The sequence below is a fragment of the Amycolatopsis thermalba genome (assembly GCF_023376025.1).
Taxonomy (GTDB): Bacteria; Actinomycetota; Actinomycetes; order Mycobacteriales; family Pseudonocardiaceae; genus Amycolatopsis_E; species Amycolatopsis_E thermalba.
The window spans coordinates 5,048,601-5,065,284 of sequence record NZ_CP091196.1; the positions used below are offsets into that span (position 1 = coordinate 5,048,601).

General features: G+C 72.3%; 17 protein-coding genes. 9 read left to right on the top strand and 8 right to left on the bottom strand.

Features of this window, described 5'->3' with window-relative positions:
- Nucleotides 1-177: 177 nt before the first annotated feature.
- Together L1857_RS24490 and L1857_RS24495 are read right to left on the bottom strand one after the other, a co-directional pair.
- Nucleotides 178-1,602 carry an ATP-binding protein gene (locus tag L1857_RS24490; RefSeq protein ID WP_116112040.1) on the bottom strand — a complete coding sequence of 475 codons (1,425 nt, stop codon included), beginning with the start codon at nucleotides 1,600-1,602 and terminating at the stop codon, nucleotides 178-180.
- Nucleotides 1,599-3,257, bottom strand: a complete 1,659-nt coding sequence (locus tag L1857_RS24495; RefSeq protein ID WP_116112043.1) for an NAD(P)/FAD-dependent oxidoreductase — start codon at nucleotides 3,255-3,257, stop codon at nucleotides 1,599-1,601. The genes L1857_RS24490 and L1857_RS24495 overlap by 4 nt, the downstream gene beginning before the upstream one ends.
- Before the next feature lie 143 nt (nucleotides 3,258-3,400).
- On the opposite strand from L1857_RS24495, the gene L1857_RS24500 reads away from it, so the two are divergent.
- Both L1857_RS24500 and L1857_RS24505 read left to right on the top strand, forming a co-directional pair.
- The gene (locus tag L1857_RS24500; protein ID WP_116112045.1) at nucleotides 3,401-4,336 is read left to right on the top strand and encodes a TauD/TfdA dioxygenase family protein; all 936 of its coding nucleotides are present in this window, start codon (nucleotides 3,401-3,403) and stop codon (nucleotides 4,334-4,336) included.
- A 17-nt stretch (nucleotides 4,337-4,353) separates the two neighbouring features.
- Entirely contained in the window at nucleotides 4,354-4,788 is a 435-nt protein-coding gene (locus tag L1857_RS24505) for a limonene-1,2-epoxide hydrolase family protein (protein WP_094008452.1), read from the top strand.
- Here L1857_RS24505 and L1857_RS24510 read toward each other — a convergent pair.
- Genes L1857_RS24510 through L1857_RS24530 form a run of 5 tightly spaced genes read right to left on the bottom strand, consistent with a single transcriptional unit; the run spans nucleotide 4,683 to nucleotide 7,280 of the window.
- Nucleotides 4,683-5,462, bottom strand: a complete 780-nt coding sequence (locus L1857_RS24510; RefSeq protein ID WP_198958369.1) for a cytochrome c oxidase assembly protein — start codon at nucleotides 5,460-5,462, stop codon at nucleotides 4,683-4,685. The two genes, L1857_RS24505 and L1857_RS24510, sit on opposite strands and share 106 nt — an antisense overlap.
- Nucleotides 5,455-5,889, bottom strand: coding sequence for a DUF2243 domain-containing protein (locus tag L1857_RS24515; protein ID WP_094008451.1), 435 nt, complete (start codon nucleotides 5,887-5,889; stop codon nucleotides 5,455-5,457). Before L1857_RS24515 ends, L1857_RS24510 begins: the two co-directional genes overlap by 8 nt.
- Before the next feature lie 43 nt (nucleotides 5,890-5,932).
- A complete protein-coding gene (gene trxA / locus L1857_RS24520; RefSeq protein ID WP_094008450.1) occupies nucleotides 5,933-6,283 on the bottom strand; it encodes a thioredoxin in 351 nt (116 codons plus the stop codon).
- A complete protein-coding gene (locus L1857_RS24525; RefSeq protein WP_094008449.1) occupies nucleotides 6,280-6,678 on the bottom strand; it encodes a MerR family transcriptional regulator in 399 nt (132 codons plus the stop codon). The genes trxA and L1857_RS24525 overlap by 4 nt, the downstream gene beginning before the upstream one ends.
- Before the next feature lie 29 nt (nucleotides 6,679-6,707).
- Entirely contained in the window at nucleotides 6,708-7,280 is a 573-nt protein-coding gene (locus L1857_RS24530) for a DinB family protein (RefSeq protein WP_116112048.1), read from the bottom strand.
- Between the two features lie 52 nt (nucleotides 7,281-7,332).
- Between L1857_RS24530 and dinB the strand changes: the two genes are divergently transcribed.
- The 7 genes from dinB to L1857_RS24565 all read left to right on the top strand — a co-directional run bounded on the left by dinB (nucleotide 7,333) and on the right by L1857_RS24565 (nucleotide 15,838).
- Nucleotides 7,333-8,529, top strand: a complete 1,197-nt coding sequence (dinB, locus tag L1857_RS24535) for a DNA polymerase IV (RefSeq protein ID WP_249466405.1) — start codon at nucleotides 7,333-7,335, stop codon at nucleotides 8,527-8,529.
- A gap of 487 nt (nucleotides 8,530-9,016) precedes the next feature.
- On the top strand, nucleotides 9,017-9,964 hold the full coding sequence (locus tag L1857_RS24540) for an ABC transporter substrate-binding protein (RefSeq protein ID WP_167481592.1): 948 nt from the start codon (nucleotides 9,017-9,019) through the stop codon (nucleotides 9,962-9,964).
- Nucleotides 9,951-10,862 (top strand): amino acid ABC transporter permease, encoded by a 912-nt coding sequence (locus L1857_RS24545; protein ID WP_116112054.1) that lies wholly within the window; start codon nucleotides 9,951-9,953, stop codon nucleotides 10,860-10,862. Before L1857_RS24540 ends, L1857_RS24545 begins: the two co-directional genes overlap by 14 nt.
- A 1-nt stretch (nucleotide 10,863) precedes the next feature.
- On the top strand, nucleotides 10,864-11,628 hold the full coding sequence (locus L1857_RS24550; protein ID WP_116112056.1) for an amino acid ABC transporter ATP-binding protein: 765 nt from the start codon (nucleotides 10,864-10,866) through the stop codon (nucleotides 11,626-11,628).
- Nucleotides 11,628-13,349, top strand: coding sequence for an aminotransferase class V-fold PLP-dependent enzyme (locus tag L1857_RS24555; RefSeq protein ID WP_116112058.1), 1,722 nt, complete (start codon nucleotides 11,628-11,630; stop codon nucleotides 13,347-13,349). The genes L1857_RS24550 and L1857_RS24555 overlap by 1 nt, the downstream gene beginning before the upstream one ends.
- Before the next feature lie 56 nt (nucleotides 13,350-13,405).
- Entirely contained in the window at nucleotides 13,406-13,606 is a 201-nt protein-coding gene (locus L1857_RS24560) for a DUF3072 domain-containing protein (RefSeq protein WP_094008443.1), read from the top strand.
- A gap of 408 nt (nucleotides 13,607-14,014) precedes the next feature.
- The gene (locus L1857_RS24565; protein ID WP_116113833.1) at nucleotides 14,015-15,838 is read left to right on the top strand and encodes a LamG-like jellyroll fold domain-containing protein; all 1,824 of its coding nucleotides are present in this window, start codon (nucleotides 14,015-14,017) and stop codon (nucleotides 15,836-15,838) included.
- A gap of 34 nt (nucleotides 15,839-15,872) precedes the next feature.
- Here L1857_RS24565 and L1857_RS24570 read toward each other — a convergent pair whose 3' ends face one another.
- Complete coding sequence (locus tag L1857_RS24570) at nucleotides 15,873-16,619, bottom strand: SDR family oxidoreductase (protein WP_240323386.1); 747 nt, start codon at nucleotides 16,617-16,619, stop codon at nucleotides 15,873-15,875.
- Nucleotides 16,620-16,684 lie beyond the last annotated feature (65 nt).

The window sequence follows — 16,684 nt, forward strand, 5'->3', positions numbered from 1 at the left end:
GCCGCGGCCCAGCGGTACGACAGCCCGCAGCGCCAGCGCACGCCCCGGCACTCGTCGGCGGCCTCGCGGCCGTCGGCCTCAGGTCATCGTCCCGGGGCCCGGATGCCGCTTAGCTTGGCGAGCCGGCGAAGCCACGAGCCGGCGAAGCGGCATCCTCGGGCAAGCGCGGCGTAGCCGTCACTCCGAGGCTTGCTCCGTGATCGGCAGATACACCCGGAACCGCGTGTTGCCCGGTTCGGACTCGACCCTCAGGTCGCCTCGGTGGCGGTCCACCACGATGCGCCACGAGATGTCCAGTCCGAGGCCCGTGCCCTCCCCCACGGGCTTCGTCGTGAAGAACGGCTCGAAGATCCGCTGCTTGGTCTCCGCCGAGATGCCCGGGCCGGTGTCGCCGATCTCGACCACCACCCGGTCGCCGTCGCGGGCGGTGCGCAGCGTCAGCGTTCCCGTTCCCTCCATGGCGCTCACCGCGTTGTCGATGATGTTCGTCCACACCTGGTTCAGCTCGCCCGCGTACGCCGGCACCGTCGGCAGGTCCCGGTCGTACTCCTTGACGACCTGCACCCCGGTGCCGATCTTGCCCGCGAGCATCACCAGCGTCGAATCCAGACCGTCGTGCACGTCGATCCACTGGTGCGGCGCCCGGTCCATCTGCGAGTACTGCTTGGCCGCGCCGACCAGCGCCGAGATGCGGGTGGTCGAGTCCTCGATCTCCCCCATCAGCATCTCGGTCTCCAGCGCGTACGCCAGCCACCGCAGGGCGCCGTCCAGCAGGGCGTCGCCGACGGACTCCAGCACGTGGTCGAGGCTTTCGGCGGTCAGCCCGGCCGCGACGAAGATCGGGGCCAGGTCCCAGCCCTGCTCGATGTCGCGCTCCTCGAGCCAGTCGCCGATCTCGTCCTCGCGGTCGGCCTGCTGCATCGCGGTCAGCGGGGGCGCGTCGGCCACCTGCTTGACCAGCCGCTCCTGCACGTCCAGCAACAGCTCCAGCAGATCGGGCTCGATGTCCCGCTTCGCCAGTATCGCCAGCTTGTGCCGCATGCCGGCGACCCGCTCCCGCAGCGCCGCGGTAGCGCGCACCGCCGCGGCCGCCGGGTTGTTCAGCTCGTGGGTCAGCCCCGCCGACATCTCGCCCAGCGCGAGCAGCCGCCGCCGCTGCCCGATCAGCGCGTCGGTGTTGCGCCAGCCCAGGTACGAACCCTCCAGCAGGTGGGTCGCCATCGGGAACCAGCTGCGGAACTGGTCGGCGAACTCCTTCGCGGGCAGCGTCAGGAACGTCAGATCGGTGACCGCGTACACCGAGGCGCCGTAGCGCTGCTGGTGTTGCCCGTAGAAGAACTGCGTCGCCCCGCAGTAGGCGCCGCGCTGGTCCGAGCGGACGGTCTCCACCTCGCTGCCGCCCACCAGCCGCGTCATCCGCAGCGCGCCGGACAGCAGCACGTAGAAGCACGTCGCCGGATCACCCTCGTTGATGATCGCGGTGTCCGCCGGATAGTGCTCCAGCTTGGCGTGGTCCAGGATCCAGTCGAGCTGGGCGTCGGACAGATCGGTGAACAGGAACAGCTCGCGCAGGAACTCGCGGGTCAGCTGCGGCTCGGTCATCGTGCCTCCAGGTAGCGGTGCACGAGCGAGACGGCCATCGCGCCCTCGCCCACGGCCGAGGCGACGCGCTTGACCGACTGCGAGCGGACGTCCCCGGCCACGAACACACCCGGAATGGACGACTCCAGGTGGTACGGGTCCCGGTCGAGGGTCCACCCCGGCGGGCGTCTGCCCTCCACCACCAGATCGGCGCCCGTGCAGACGAAACCGTGCTCGTCACGCAGCACGTCGTCGCCGAGCCACTCGGTGCGCGGCGCGGCGCCGATGAACACGAACAGGTGCCCGGTGGGCACGGTCTCGGTGATGCCCTGCTCCTCGTCGCACAGGGTCAGCGCTTCGAGGTGGTCACTGCCGTGCGCGCGCAGCACGGTGGTGCGGGTGCGGACGTGGATGTTGCCGATCGCCTCGATCTGCTCGATGAGGTAGTGCGACATCGACGCCCGCAGCGACGGCCCCCGCACCAGGATCGAGACTTCCTTGGCGTAGCGGGAGAAGAACACCGCGGCCTGCCCGGCGGAGTTCGCGCCGCCGACGATGTAGACGTGCTCGCCCTCGCAGTCCGGCGCCTCGGTGGCGGCCGAGCCGTAGAACACGCCGCGCCCGGTCAGCTCGGCGACGCCCTCGGCTTCCAGCGCCCGGTAAGAGACTCCGGTGGCGAGGACGACGGCGTGCGCGGCGATCTCGCTGCCGTCCCCGAACCGGACCACGCGCGCCGAACCGCGTGCCTCCAGACCGGTCACGTCCCGCGCGGTCAGCACCTCCGCGCCGAACTTCTGGGCCTGGCGGCGGGCCCGGTCGGTCAGCTGCGCCCCGGACACGCCGTCCGGGAAGCCGAGGTAGTTCTCGATCCGGGAACTCTGCCCGGCCTGCCCGCCGGTCGCTCGGCGCTCCACCAGGACCGTGCGCAGCCCTTCGGAAGCGCCGTAGACGGCCGCGCCGAGCCCCGCGGGACCGCCGCCGATCACGATCAGGTCGTAGAACTCCGCGGCCGGCCGGGTGGACAGCCCGACGGCGTCGGCGATCTGCTCGCCGTCCGGTTTGCGCAGCACGGTGCCGTCCGGGGTGATCAGCACCGGGATGTCCGCCGCCGCGCACTCGGCGGCTTCGAGCAGGCGGCACGCCTCCGGCTCGTCGACCGAGTACCACCGGTAGGGCACCGAGTTGCGGGCGAGGAAGTCCCGCACCTTGTAGGACGGCGCGGACCAGCGGTGCCCGATCACCTTGGTCTCCTCGACCGGACGGTCACCGGCCGCGCGCCACGCGTCGACGAGCGCGTCGACCACCGGGTACAGCTTCTCCTCCGGCGGGTCCCACGGTTTGAGGAGGTAGTGGTCGACGTCGACGACGTTGATCGCCTGGATCGCCGCGTCGGTGTCGGCGTAGGCGGTCAGCAGCGCGCGCCGCGCGTACGGGAACAGGTCCATCGCCTGCTCCAGGAAGGTGATGCCGTCCATCTGCGGCATGCGGTAGTCGGCGAGGATGGCGGCGACGGCGTCCCCGCGCAGCTTGATCTCGCGCAGCGCTTCGAGCGCGTCCGCCCCGGAGGCGGCGCGCACGACGCGGTAGTCCTGGCCGTAACGACGGCGGAGGTCACGGGCGACCGACCGGGACACGGCCGGGTCGTCGTCGACGGTCATGAGGATGGGCAGGCTCACGACGCAAACCCTACGGCCTGACACGGTCCCACGGTCAGATCCTGCCCGCACGAGATGACCACATACTGGACGTATCTTGCCGCCTCCGGTCACTCGCGGTGATCATCGAAGCCCGTCCGCGATCGTCCCGGGAGGTCCGCGAAATGCCCGTCGAGCTGCCCGAACGCGTCGACCGCCTGCGCCCGGCCGAGGTTCCGGCCGACGGCATCCTCGAGGGTCCGCGGCTCCTCTCGCGCCTGCACGAGAATGACCGGTCGCACGCCTACGAGATGTTCACCTTGTGCCCGCTGGGCCCCCTGATCGGCGCCGAGATCACCGGCGTGGACCTCCGCCGGCCGCTCACCGCGGAGCTGCGGGAGGAGCTGAACCGGGCGCTGCTGGAGTGGAAGGTGCTGTTCTTCCGCGACCAGGACATCACCGCGGCGCAGCAGCGGGCGTTCGCGCGCAACTGGGGCCCGCTGGAAACCAACCCGTTCCTGCCGTCCGGGGACTCCGACGAGGTCACCCGGTTCGCCCGCGGCGCCGGCATGCCCGGCTTCGAAAACATCTGGCACACCGACGTCACCTGGCGCCCCGAGCCCGCGCTCGGGTCGGTGCTGCGCCTGGTCGAGGTGCCCCCGCTCGGCGGTGACACGCTGTGGGCCGACATGGCCGCGGCCTACGACAACCTGCCCGCCGACGTGCGCGAGCGGATCGACGGGCTGCGCGCGGTGCACGACTTCGTGCCCGGTTTCGCCCGCTTCGCCGACCACGACCTGCTGGCCCGCTGGCAGGACCGCTTCCCGCCGGTCGAGCACCCGGTGGTGCGCACGCACCCGGAGACCGGGCGGAAGACGCTGTTCGTCAACCAGGCCTTCACCACGCACATCACCGGCCTGGACCGCGACGAGAGCGACCGCCTGCTGCGGCTGTTGTTCGCGCAGGCGCACGTGCCGGAGTACCAGGTGCGGTTCTCCTGGCGGCCGAACTCGGTGGCGTTCTGGGACAACCGCGCCACCCAGCACTACGCGGTCAACGACTACCACCCGCACGCCCGGGTCGCCGAACGCGTCGCGATCGCCGGTGATCGCCCGTTCTGACCGGTTAGCCTGGGGCCATGGCGGACCCGAAGAGCACGGTGACCTCGTTCCTGACGGCCCTGGAACGCGACGACGTCGAAGGCGCGCTGTCCCTCGCCGACCCGGACGTGGTGTACCAGAACGTCCCGCTGCCGCCGGCGCGCGGCATCGCGGCCGTGGAGAAGCAGCTGCGGATGCTCAGCCGCTACCGCATCGGGTTCGAGGCGCGGGTGCACCACATCGCCGCCGACGGCCCGATCGTGCTGACCGAGCGGACCGACGTCCTGCGCGCCGGGAGCTGGGACACGCGGTTCTGGGTGTGCGGCACGTTCGAGGTGCGCGACGGCCGGATCGTGCTGTGGCGGGACTACTTCGACTGGGCCACCGTGCTCGCCTCGAGCGTGCGCGGCGCCGGGCGGGCCGTCGTCACCGGCGCGTCGACGCTGCTCGCCCGCGCGCGCCTGCGGGACTGACGCCGGTACCACCGCAGGCAGATCACCAGCGCGAGCGCGATCCCGACCGCGTCGCCGCCGTAGTACATCAGCTGCGCCCCGGCCCGGAACTCGTCCCCGGCCGCGTACAGCGTCTTCGCCAGGACGCCGTGCGCCGCGCCGGCCAGCACCAGCGTCGCGCCGCGCAGCGCCAGGCCGTGGCGGTGCCGCACCGGCTCCACCTGGCAGATCGCGGTCGTGAACAGCAGCCCGGCGGCGAACACGTGCGCCAGCGCCCACGGCTGGTGCGCCTGGGCGATCAGCGGCGTCCGGTACAGCAGCCACAGCCCGCCCACGTCGAGCACCGCGGCGACCGGCGGGAACACCAGCACCGCCACCGGCCACGACCGCAGCACCCGCACCAGCGCGCGGCGGCCGCGGCATACCCGCAGCGCCAGCGTGACCGGGCGGCCGAGCACCAGCAGCAGCGGACCGGCCATGCCGACCACGAGGTGCTGGGCCATGTGGGCGGTGAACGTCCGCGCCGGGGTCGACAGCGCCACGACCACCGCCAGCGCCCCGGCGGTGAACGACACCGTGCGCCACCGGGGCCAGCGCCGCGCCGCGCTCAGGTAGCCGGCCAGGGCCACCAGGACCAGGAGCGAGACCGGCCAGGTCCCACCGGGTTCAGGCAGAGTGCCGACGTGGTCAGGCACGTGCCCGCTCCCGCACCAGCAGCACCACGCCCGTGACCAGCAGCAGCACCGCGATCGCGTTCCACGCCCAGTCGTAGGGCACCAGGTTCACGTGGTAGCGGATCTGGTGCAGGGTCAGCAGCTTGTGCTGGATCGTGCCGTCGTAGAGCTGGAACGCGCCCGCGCCGGTGAGGATCCCGCCCAGCAGCGCCCGGCCGGACAGCGCCGCGCGCCGCCGCAGGTCGGCCACCAGCACCAGGCCGAGAACGGTGGCGAACCAGCCGAACGCGTGGAACAGCCCGTCGGACACCAGCCCGGCGTCCGAAGTGGACTTGTCGTAGAAGTGGTGCCAGTGCAGCAGCTGGTGGAAGACCGTCTCGTCGGCGAACGCCGCGATCCCGATCCCGATCGCGGCACCCGCCCAGGCCGATCGCGCCCGTGCCACCATCCCCGTGCACCTCCGGGCAGCGGCCTACCCGGTGGCGCCCGGGTTATGCGTTCAGTGCCGCGTCGAGTTCGGCGAGCAACCGGGCCTTGGGCCGCGCGCCCACCCACTGCGCCACCGGCGCGCCGTCGCGGAACAGGACCAGCGTCGGCATCGACATGATCCGGAGGTCACGCGCGAAGCGCTGATTCTCGTCGCAGTCGATCTTGCGGATGGCCAGGGTGCCCGCGCGCTCGGCGGCGATCTCGGCGAGCACCGGCGCGATCATGTGGCACGGCGGGCACCACTGCGCCCAGAAGTCGACCAGCACGGGACCGTCGTGGCGCAGCACCTCCGCCTCGAAGGTCTCGTCGGTCACGGCGAGCACGGCGCCGGAGAGGTCGGTGGTGGCGGTCATCGGGACTCCTCGAACGAAGTGGTGACCCGGCACGGGCCGGGTTCTCGGTCCAGCGCTTCGGTGAGCTTGGCGCGCAGGTCGTCGCGCACGGCCTGCAACCGGTCCAGGCAGGCCTCGACCTCGGCGAGCTTGCGCTCGTAGACCTCGATCGAGTCGGCGCACGAGTCCCCGGTCTCGTGGCCGGCCCGGAGGCAGTCCACGAACGGCCGGGTGTCGTCGAGGCTGAACCCGACCGCCTGCAGCGTCTGGATCTCCTTGACGAGCCGGAAGTCCTCCTCGCCGTACTCGCGGTAGCCGTTGGCCGCCCGGCGCGCGGCCAGCAGCCCCTGGGACTCGTAGAACCGCAGGGCGCGGGTGGTGGTCCCGGCCCGCTGCGCCAGCTCCCCGATTCGCATGAGATCGAGCGTAAAGGTTGCCGCTGACGTCAAGGCAAGGATTCGCGCGCGACCCGCTCCAGCCGCTCCCGGTAGTCCGCCCACCAGCGGGGGCCGGCGTCGGGCAGGTTGCCGGTGTCGCGGCGCATGCCGGCGGCGCCGTCGACCAGCTCCCGGACGATGTCGGCGTGGCCGGCGTGGCGCTGGGTCTCGGCGATCATGTGCACCAGGACCCGGTGCAGGGTGACCGGCTCCCGTCCCGGGATGTGGCCGACCGCGTCCAGCGCCAGCGCGCCGATGGTGGCGTCGGCGTGCGCCCAGGCCTGGCGGTAGAGGGCGACGATCTCCGCGCTGGACTCGTCCGCGCGCGCCCACATGTCGGCGTTGGGTTCGGCGTCGGACAGCCAGGGCAGCTCGCGGCCGAACGGGCGTCCGAAGGAGGCCCCGAAGTACCCGAGCTCGCAGCCGACGAGGTGCTTGACCAGGCCGAGCAGGTTGGTGCCGGTCGGGGTCATCGGGCGGCGCATGTCGTATTCGGACAGGCCCTCGAGCTTCCAGAGCATCACTTCGCGCGCCGCCTGGAGGTACCGGTGCAGATCGTCCTTCGGATCGTTCTCGGTCATGCGGACAGCGTCCCACCGCGGACCGGAAAATGTCGGGGGTGGGTGCGAACATGTGTTCGTGACGAACGAGGGCCCGATCCTGCACGCCGACCTGGACGCGTTCTACGCGTCGGTCGAGCAGCGTGACGATCCGTCGTTGCGCGGGCGGCCGGTGATCGTCGGTGGCGGGGTGGTGCTGGCGGCGAGCTACGAGGCCAAGGCGCGCGGGGTGCGCACGGCGATGGGGTGCGCCCAGGCGCTGCGGCTGTGCCCGTCGGCGGTGGTGGTGCCGCCGCGGATGGCGGCCTACAGCGCGGCGAGCAAGGCGGTGTTCGCCGTGTTCGAGCAGATCACGCCGCTGGTGGAGGGGCTCTCGATCGACGAGGCGTTCCTCGACGTCGGCGGGCTGGCCAGGATCGCCGGCCCGCCCAGTGAGATTGCGGCCGGCCTGCGGCGCGCGGTGGCCGAGCAGGTCGGGCTGCCCATCACGGTCGGGGTGGCGCGCACGAAGTTCCTCGCGAAGGTCGCCAGCGGGGTGGCGAAACCGGACGGGCTGCTCGTCGTGCCGCACGATCGTGAGCTGGAGTTCCTGCACCCGCTGCCGGTGGAGCGGTTGTGGGGTGTGGGGCGGGTGACGGCCGGGAAGCTGCACGCGCGGGGCATCCGGACGGTGGGGCAGGTCGCCGAGCGGGGCGAGGCGGAGCTGGTGGCGCTGCTCGGCCGGGCCGGTGGGCGGCACCTGTTCGCGCTGGCGCACAACCGGGACCCGCGCCCGGTCGTGGCCGGGAGACGGCGGCGGTCGATCGGGGCGCAGCGGGCGCTGGGGCGGCGGGCGCGTTCGCCGGACGAGCTGGACGAGATCCTCGCCGCGCTGACCGACCGGCTGGCGCGGCGGTTGCGGGCCGCGCACCGCGTGTGCCGGACGGTGGTGCTGCGGATGCGCTTCGCCGACTACAGCCGCGCGACGCGGTCGCAGACGGTGCCGCGTCCGACGGCGCACACCGAGGACATCCTCGCCACCGCGCGGGGCCTGCTGGCCGCGGCGATGCCCCTGATCCGGGAGCGGGGGATCACGCTGATCGGCCTCGCGCTGTCCAACTTGGACAACGACACGCCGGTGCAACTGGAGCTGCCCTTCGACGAACACCCACCGGACGCCCTGGACGCCGCCCTGGACCGGGTCCGCGACCGCTACGGGGCGAAAGCGGTGACGCGAGCGATGCTCCTCGGCCGCGACGACGGCCCGACGGTGCCCCTGCTACCCGATTGAGCCGCGGGCGGTCGCCGCGCCGGCGTTGCCGGGTGCAGGGCAAGCGGGCGAATGGCGGTTCGAGGGGTGACGGTGAGTTTCCGGCGGCACGTGCCCAGCCGGGGTTCGCGGGAGCGCGAATGCGACCGCCGGGGGCACTGCTCTGCGCCGGAGGCGCCGGCCAGCGTGAGGCTCGTGGACCCGGTGCGACCGAGACATCTCACGAGTCCTCCGGGCCGGAAGGAACGGCACCACCACCGGGCGATGGTGGCGGTCAGGGCGCTACCTGCGCTCGGTGGCCGGGTGGGGCTGAGGGTGGGTTGCCCGCTCTTTCCGATCCGGCGCAGTGGGGCGGCCGCTGGACCCGTGGGGATTTGTCGACCAGCGTGCAAGCGTCAGCAACCAGCGGCTCGTCCTGGTCCTGCGCGTCGATTTCAACTCACAGTTGACGTCTTCAACACGCAGTTGTAGCGTCCCTGCTCATCGTTCGATCGGGTGAGGAGATGCCATGTCTGCGAGGTCACGGGTGACGCGCTGGGGCGCGCTGGTCGTCGGCTGCCTGATGGTCACGGCGGCCTGCGGCGGCGGGTCCGACGGCGCCGGAGGTGGCGGCACCGCCACCGGCTCGGACGTTCCGGACACCGCGGCCATCCTGCAGGGCGTCACGAAAGACCCGCAGCTCGCGGCGGCCCTCCCGGCTCCCGTCGCGCAGGCCGGCAAGCTCAACATCGGCTCGAACATGCAGTCCGCGCCGAACAACTTCTACTCCGCCGACGGCAAGACGCCAGTCGGGTTCGAGGTCGACATCGCCAAGGCCGTCGCCGCCAAGCTGGGCCTCACCGCCCAGCACACTGATATGCCGTTCGGCTCGCTGATCACCAGCCTGCAGTCCGGCCGCCTCGACCTGACGATGGCCGGCATGAACGACACGAAGGCCCGCCAGCAGCAGATCGACTTCGTGGACTACTTCACCTCCGGTATCACGATCATGGTCCGCAAGGGCAACCCGGACGGCATCACCGGCCCGGACTCGCTGTGCGGCAAGACCGTCGCGGTCGTGCAGGGCACCAGCCACCAGACCTTCGCCGCCGAGCAGAGCGCCAGGTGCGTCCAGGCCGGGAAGCCGGAGGTCACCACGACGGCCACCGACAGCGACTCGCAGAACCAGAACCAGCTGCGCACCGGCCGCGTCGCCGCCATCCTCAACGACCTGCCGACCGCCGCCTACGTCAGCCGGAACGCGGGCGGCGGCGAGTTCTTCGAGGTCGTGCCCGGCGAGCCGATCAACGGCGGCCCGTACGGCATCGGCGTCAACAAGACCAACCCGCAGCTGCGCGACGCCGTCGCGCAAGCCCTCACCGCGCTCGTCGACGACGGCACCTACGGCAAGATCCTCGACGCCTGGGGCGTGCGGCAGGGCGCGATCACGAAGGTGACGGTCAATGCCGGAAGCTGACCTGACCACCCGGCTGCCGCAGGCCGAACTGCCCATCGTGCGCCTGCGGCACTGGGGCCGCTGGGTGTCGGCGGTGGTCATCCTCGCCCTGCTGGCCGGGCTCGGCGTGGTGCTGGCGCAGGCGAAGATCCAGTACGACACGGTGCCGGAGTTCCTGTGGTACCACGTGATGGCCGTCGGCCTGCTCAACACCGTCCTGCTGGCGGTGATCGCGCAGGCCGCGGCGATCGTGATCGGCGTCGTGATCGCGCTGATGCGCCGCTCGGCCAACCCGGTGGCCCGCGTCGTCGCCGCCGTCTACATCTGGCTGTTCCGCGGCCTGCCGGTGCTGCTGCAGATCCTGATCTGGTTCAACCTGGCGCTGGTGTTCGAGTTCGTCTCGATCCCGCTGCCGTTCACCGGCGGCTACCTGGTCCACGAACCGACCAACGTCATCGTCAGCGCGTTCGTCGCCGCGCTGCTCGGCCTCGCCCTCAACGAGAGCGCCTACATGGCCGAGATCGTGCGGGCGGGCCTGAACAGCGTGGACCGCGGGCAGACCGAGGCGGCGAAGTCGATCGGCATGACCCCGGCCATGACGCTGCGCCGGATCGTGCTGCCGCAGGCGATGCGGGTCATCATCCCGCCGACCGGCAACGACTTCATCAACATGCTCAAGGGCACGTCGATGGCGTCGGTGATCGGCGTGACCGAGCTGATCCACGCGGCCAACAACATCTCGTCGCACAACCTGCTGGTCATGGAGACCCTGCTGGCCGCCGCGGTCTGGTACATGGTCGTGGTCACGGTCGCCAGCGTCGGCCAGCACTACCTGGAGCGCGCGTTCGCCGCCGAGGCGCACACCGCCCGGCCGTGGTCGCGCGTCGGCCGCGCCCTGACGACCCTGCGGAGGGCCTGACATGACCGAGCCGTTACTGCGTGCGGTCAACGTGCGCAAGCACTTCGCCGGCACCGAGGTGCTGCGCGGCATCGACCTGTCAGTCCACAAGGGACAGGTGGTGTGCCTGCTCGGCCCGTCCGGCGCGGGCAAGAGCACGTTCCTGCGGTGCGTCAACCACCTGGAAACGATCGACGGCGGCCAGGTGTGGGTCGACGGCGAGCCGATCGGCTTCCGGCTGCACAAGGGGAAGCTGCACGAGCTGCGCGAGCGCGAGGTCGCCCGTCAGCGGCGGGACATCGGCATGGTGTTCCAGCGGTTCAACCTGTTCGCCCACCGCACGGTGCTGCAGAACGTCACCGAGGGACCGGTCCGGGTGCGGGGCCTGTCCGCGGCCGAGGCCCGCCGCACCGCGCTGGAGCTGCTGGACCGGGTCGGCCTCGCGCACCGCGCCGAAGCCTACCCCGACCAGCTCTCCGGCGGCCAGCAGCAGCGCGTGGCGATCGCGCGGGCGCTGGCGATGAAACCGAAGCTGATGCTGTTCGACGAGCCGACCTCGGCGCTGGACCCGGAGCTGGTCGGCGAGGTCCTGGAGGTGATGACCTCGCTCGCGTCCGAAGGGATGACAATGGTGGTCGTGACACACGAGATGGGGTTCGCGCGGGAGGTGGCCGACGAGGTCGTCTTCATGGCCGACGGCGCGGTCGTGGAGACCGGGCCGCCCGCGCAGGTCCTCGGCGCGCCGGAGCACGAGCGCACCCGGCAGTTCCTGGCGCGCATCCTCTGATGGCCAGGATCTCGCCCAGCTACCTGCTCCAGTTCGACGAGCCCGCCGGCTACCTGGACTTCGCCCGCTACGGCCCGCCGTCGCACGCCGTCGTGGACACCACCGCACGGCTGCTGAACTCCTCCGCCAAGGCCGGCCCGTCCACAGTGGACGACCTGATGCGGCAGGAGGTCCGCGCGAAGGCGGCGGTGGCGCGGCTGTGCGGCACCGACACCGACCACGTCGTCCTGCTGCCCAACACCAGCCAGGGCCTGTTCCAGGCCGCGTTCCACGCCCCGCCCGGCGAGGTGCTGGTGTCGGCCGCCGAGTTCCCGGCCAACACCTACCCGTGGGCGCGCGCCGCGGAAGCCGGCCGGATCACGCTGCGCCGGATGCGGCCGCCGCGGGGGTACGTCACGCCGGAGGTGGTGGCGCGGGAGCTGACCGGGGACACCACGCTGGTGTCGGTCAGCGCCGTGGACTTCCGCACCGGCTACCGCGCCGACCTCGCCGCCCTGCGGGACACCGTCGGCGACCGGCTGCTCGTGGTCGACGGCATCCAGGGCTTCGGCGTCGTCGACGCGCCGTGGGAGGCGGCCGACGTGCTGGTCGTCGGCGGCCAGAAGTGGCTGCGCGCGGGCTGGGGCACCGGGTTCGCGGTGCTGTCGGACCGGGCGCTGGAGCGCATGCGGCCGCTGTTGTCGGGCTGGACCGGCGCGCACGACGCGGGCCTGTTCGACGACGAGATCCACCCGCCGGCGGAGTTCGCGGCGTCGTGGTCGGTCAGCAACCTAAGCCCGGTCACCTCGGGTGCGTTCGCGGCCGCGCTGGAACTGGTCGAGGAAGCCGGGGTCGCGGCCATCGAGTCGCGCATCGCCGAGCGGGTCGGCGAACTGGAGGAGATGCTGCGTACGGTGGGCGCGGAGATCGTGTCCGCGACCGGCCGGCGTGCCGGGATCCTCGCGTTCAGCCTGCCCGGGCACCCGGCGGAGCGGGTCGGGGCGGTGCTGGCCGCCGAGGGTATCGCCGCCACCGTGCGCACCGACCACGTGCGGCTGTCCCCGCACGCGTCCACGCCGGCGTCGGCGGTGGAGGCCGTCCGCACCGCGCTGGAGCACCTGTCCCGCCCGATGCCGGCCAGCCAGGTGCCAGCCGCGTCCGCCACCGACTCGGTGCTGTCCGCGCTGGTCCCGGCGGTGAGCGGGCTGGCCGCGATGCTCGGGCCCGGCAACGAGGTCGTGCTGCACGACCTGTCCAAGCTGCCGGATTCGATCGTCGCCATCGCGGGCGGCATCACCGGCCGCGAGCCCGGCGGGCCGATGACGGACCTGCTGCTCGGGCTGGTGCGCCGCGGCACGACGCACGACCTGACGAACTACGAGACCCACGGCCCGGACGGCAGGCCGATCCGCTCGTCGACCATCTTCCTGCGGGACGCCGACGGGGTGGCGATCGGCTGCCTGTGCGTGAACAGCGAGGTGACGCAGGGGCCGGCGAGCGAGGTGCGGGCGGAGAGCTTCCCGCCCGACGTGGACAGCCTGCAGCGGTTTCTGGTGGACCGGGCGGTCGCGCAGACGGGGATCCCGGTCGGGCTGATGAAGAAGAAGCACAAGGCCGCGGTGGTGCGCGAGCTGGACGAGGCCGGGTTCTTCCTCATCAAGGACGCGGTGGACTTCCTCGCCGGTGAGCTGGAGGTCACCCGGTACACGATCTACAACTACCTCAACGAGATCCGGGCATAATCCGGGGCCGCGCGGGGTAAGCCGGTTTCGAACACATCGGCGAACGGAGGTGTGGGGTGACCGGACCGCAGAACCCGGAGAAGGACCCGCGGGACTGGACCACGGGCGAGGAGGAGATGACCGGCCCGCAGCGCTCGTACCTGCAGACACTGGCCCGCGAGGCCGGTGAGGAGCTGCCGGAGAACCTCACCAAGGCCGAGGCGTCGCAGCTCATCGACCGGTTGCAGGAGAAGACCGGCCGCGGCACGGACATCTGAGCGCGGCACTCGCGCGCGGGAACGCGGGACTCGCGGGCGCAAGCGTGGGACTCGCGGGCGGGAGCGTGGGACTCGCGCGCCGGAACGTGGGACTCGCGGGCGGGAGCGCGGCACTCGCGCGCCGGAACGTGGGACTCGCGGGCGGGAGCGCGGCACTCGCGCGCGGGAACGCGGGACTCGCGGGCCCGAGCGTGGGACTCGCGGGCCCGAGCGTGGGACTCGCGCACCGGAACGTGGGACTCGCGGGCGGGAGCGTGGGACTCGCGGGTAGGGGGTGTGGGGCGTTCGGGCACGTGGGTGCCGTGGGCGCGGCAAGGTTCACCGGGCGGGCGGGGGCCGTTCCGCCGGGCGACATCGGGACGTCAGACGTGATCACCAGGCTGGGCGCGACTTTTCCCAGGAGGCGGTATGTCCGACAGTTCCCCATCCCCCGGTCTCGCTCGCCGGACGCTGCTGCAGGCGGCCGTCGGCACGCCCGTCGCGGCCGCGGCCGTGCTCGGCGCCCAGCCCGCTCAGGCCGAAGCCGGCGGCCAGGCCGACGCCGACAGCCCGCGGTTCACGCTCGCGGTCGTGCCCGACACGCAGTACCTGTTCGACGAAGGCGGCTCCGACCCGGAGCCGGTCCGCGCGACCTTCCGCCACGTCGTCCAGCGGCGCCGGGAGGACGGCATCGTCTTCCTGGCGCACCTGGGCGACGTGACCGAGCACGGTACGGCCACCGAGATGCGCCAGGCCGACGACGTCTTCCGCGCGATCGACGGCCGGATGCCCTACAGCGTCCTCGGCGGCAACCACGACGTCTCCGGCGACGACCAGCGCGGCGACACGCCCTACCTGCAGACCTTCGGCCCGCGCCGCTTCGCCCGCTCCGGCACCTACCAGGGCAGCTCCCCCGACGGGTACAACAGCGCCCACGCCTTCCGCGCCGCCGGGCGGCAGTGGCTGCTGCTCGCCCTGGACTGGCGGGTCTCCGACGCCGGGATCGCCTGGACGAAGAGCGTCCTGGACGCGCACCGGGGGCTGCCGACGATCCTCACCACCCACGACCTCGTCTACCCCACCGACGACGGCGGCGCGCAGCTGTCCGACCACGGGCAGCGGCTGTGGGACCAGGTCATCCGCCGCTACGACCAGATCTTCCTCGCCATGGGCGGCCACTACTGGCCCACCGGCCGCACCACGCTGACCAACGACCACGGCCACCCCGTGCACCTGCACATCACCAACTACCAGGACCGCTACTACGGCGGCGCGGGCATGCTGCGGTACTACGCGTTCGACCTGGCCCGCGGCGTGATCGACGTCAGTACCTTCTCCCCCTGGCTGCGGGCGCGGCGGAACCCGACCGCCCTGGAGGCCGAGACCCACGAGCTGACCGGCGACACCGACCGGTTCACCGTCGAACTCGACTTCGACACCCGGTTCCCGCCCGCGCCGCTGCCGGCCCGGCCCGCCGCGCAGGTCGTCATCCCCGGCACGGTCGCGTACTGGCGGTTCGACGGCGAGGGGCTCACCGGCGCCGACGGCCGCCCGGTCGCGGCGGGCGCGGTCGCGCGGGACCTGTCCGGCAACGGCAACGACCTCACGATCACCCGCCTGCACGACGGGCCCGCCGACGTGCTCACCTTCTCCGCCGACCACCACCGCGCCGCGCCCGGCCACGGGAGCCTGCGCTTCGACGGCGGCCAGAACCCGGACCGGGGCGCGGTGCTGCGGACCAGCGCGACCGCGCCGCTGACCCGCGCCCGCTTCGAGAACGGCTACACCATCGAGACGTTCCTCAAGCTGCCCGACCCGTTCACCGGCGACCACGCGTTCATGGGGATCCTGAGCTGGGAGGGCCGCAGCGGGGACGCGGGCAAGACCAGCGGGTGGTCGCCCGACGAGCCGACGTGCAGCCTCAACCTGTCCGGCGAACGCTTCCTGCAGTTCGTGGTGTACCCGGTGGACCGGGACGCCGACCCGACCTCGTGGAGCCACGCGCTGCCGGTGGGCCGGTGGACGCACGTCGCGGTGGTCAACGACGGCCGCCGCACGGTGGTGTACGTGGACGGTTCGCGCATCGCCCGCAACGCCGCCGAGGACTCGCGGGGCATCACCACGCTGGGCAAGCCGTTCGCGCTCGGCGGGACGCAGTTCGCGGAGAAGTACGGCCAGGGGTACTACGGCTGGCTGGGCGACACGCGCATCGTGGCGCGGGCGCTGCGGCCGGAGCAGTTCCTGACCCGCTGACCGGCGGCCGGGACCCGGCGCGGGTCCCGGCCGCTCAGGTGACCTTCGCCAGCAGCCGCAGTGGCAGGTGCCGCATCGCGAAGCTCAGCGGGGTCCACGGCCAGGCCGGTGTGTAGGCGTGCGGGCGTTCCCGCTCGATGGCCCGCACCATCGAGCGCACGCCGGGCTCGGTGTCCACCAGCAGCGGCGTCTTGCGGACCCGGGCGTTCATCTCGGAGCGGATGTAGCCCGGGAAGATCGTCGTCACCCGGATGTCCGTGCCGAGCACGTCGGCGCGGATGCCCTCGGCGAGCGCGGCCACGCCCGCCTTGGTCGCCGCGTAGGTGGTCAGGTTCCGCGGCATCCCGCGCATCGCGCTCATCGACGAGATCACCACCAGGTGCCCGGCGCCCTGCTCGCGGAAGATCTCCATCGCGGCTTCGCACTGGGCGAGCGCGGCGACGAAGTTCACCTCCGCCGTCTGCTTGTTCGCGGCGAAGTACCCGGTGCCCAGCGGCTGCCCCTTGCCCAGTCCCGCGTTGACCACGATCCGGTCCAGCCCGCCCAGTTCGTCGCGCAGCTCGCGGAACACCCGGAACACCGCCTCGTGGTCGGTGACGTCCAGGGCGCGAACCGCTACTGTGACACCGGGATGCGCCGGCGTCACTTCCGAACGCAGCGCTTCGAGCCGCGGAAGCCGCCGCGCGCACAGGGCCAGATCCCGGTCCAGGGCCCCGAACTGCCGCGCCATCTCCTCGCCGAGCCCGGCGCTGGCGCCGATGATCAGAATCCGCTTTCGCACGCGGGACAACCTATCCGGTGCCGGACTTCGTCGCAGCGTGACAAATATCGGGCCGGACAGACCGA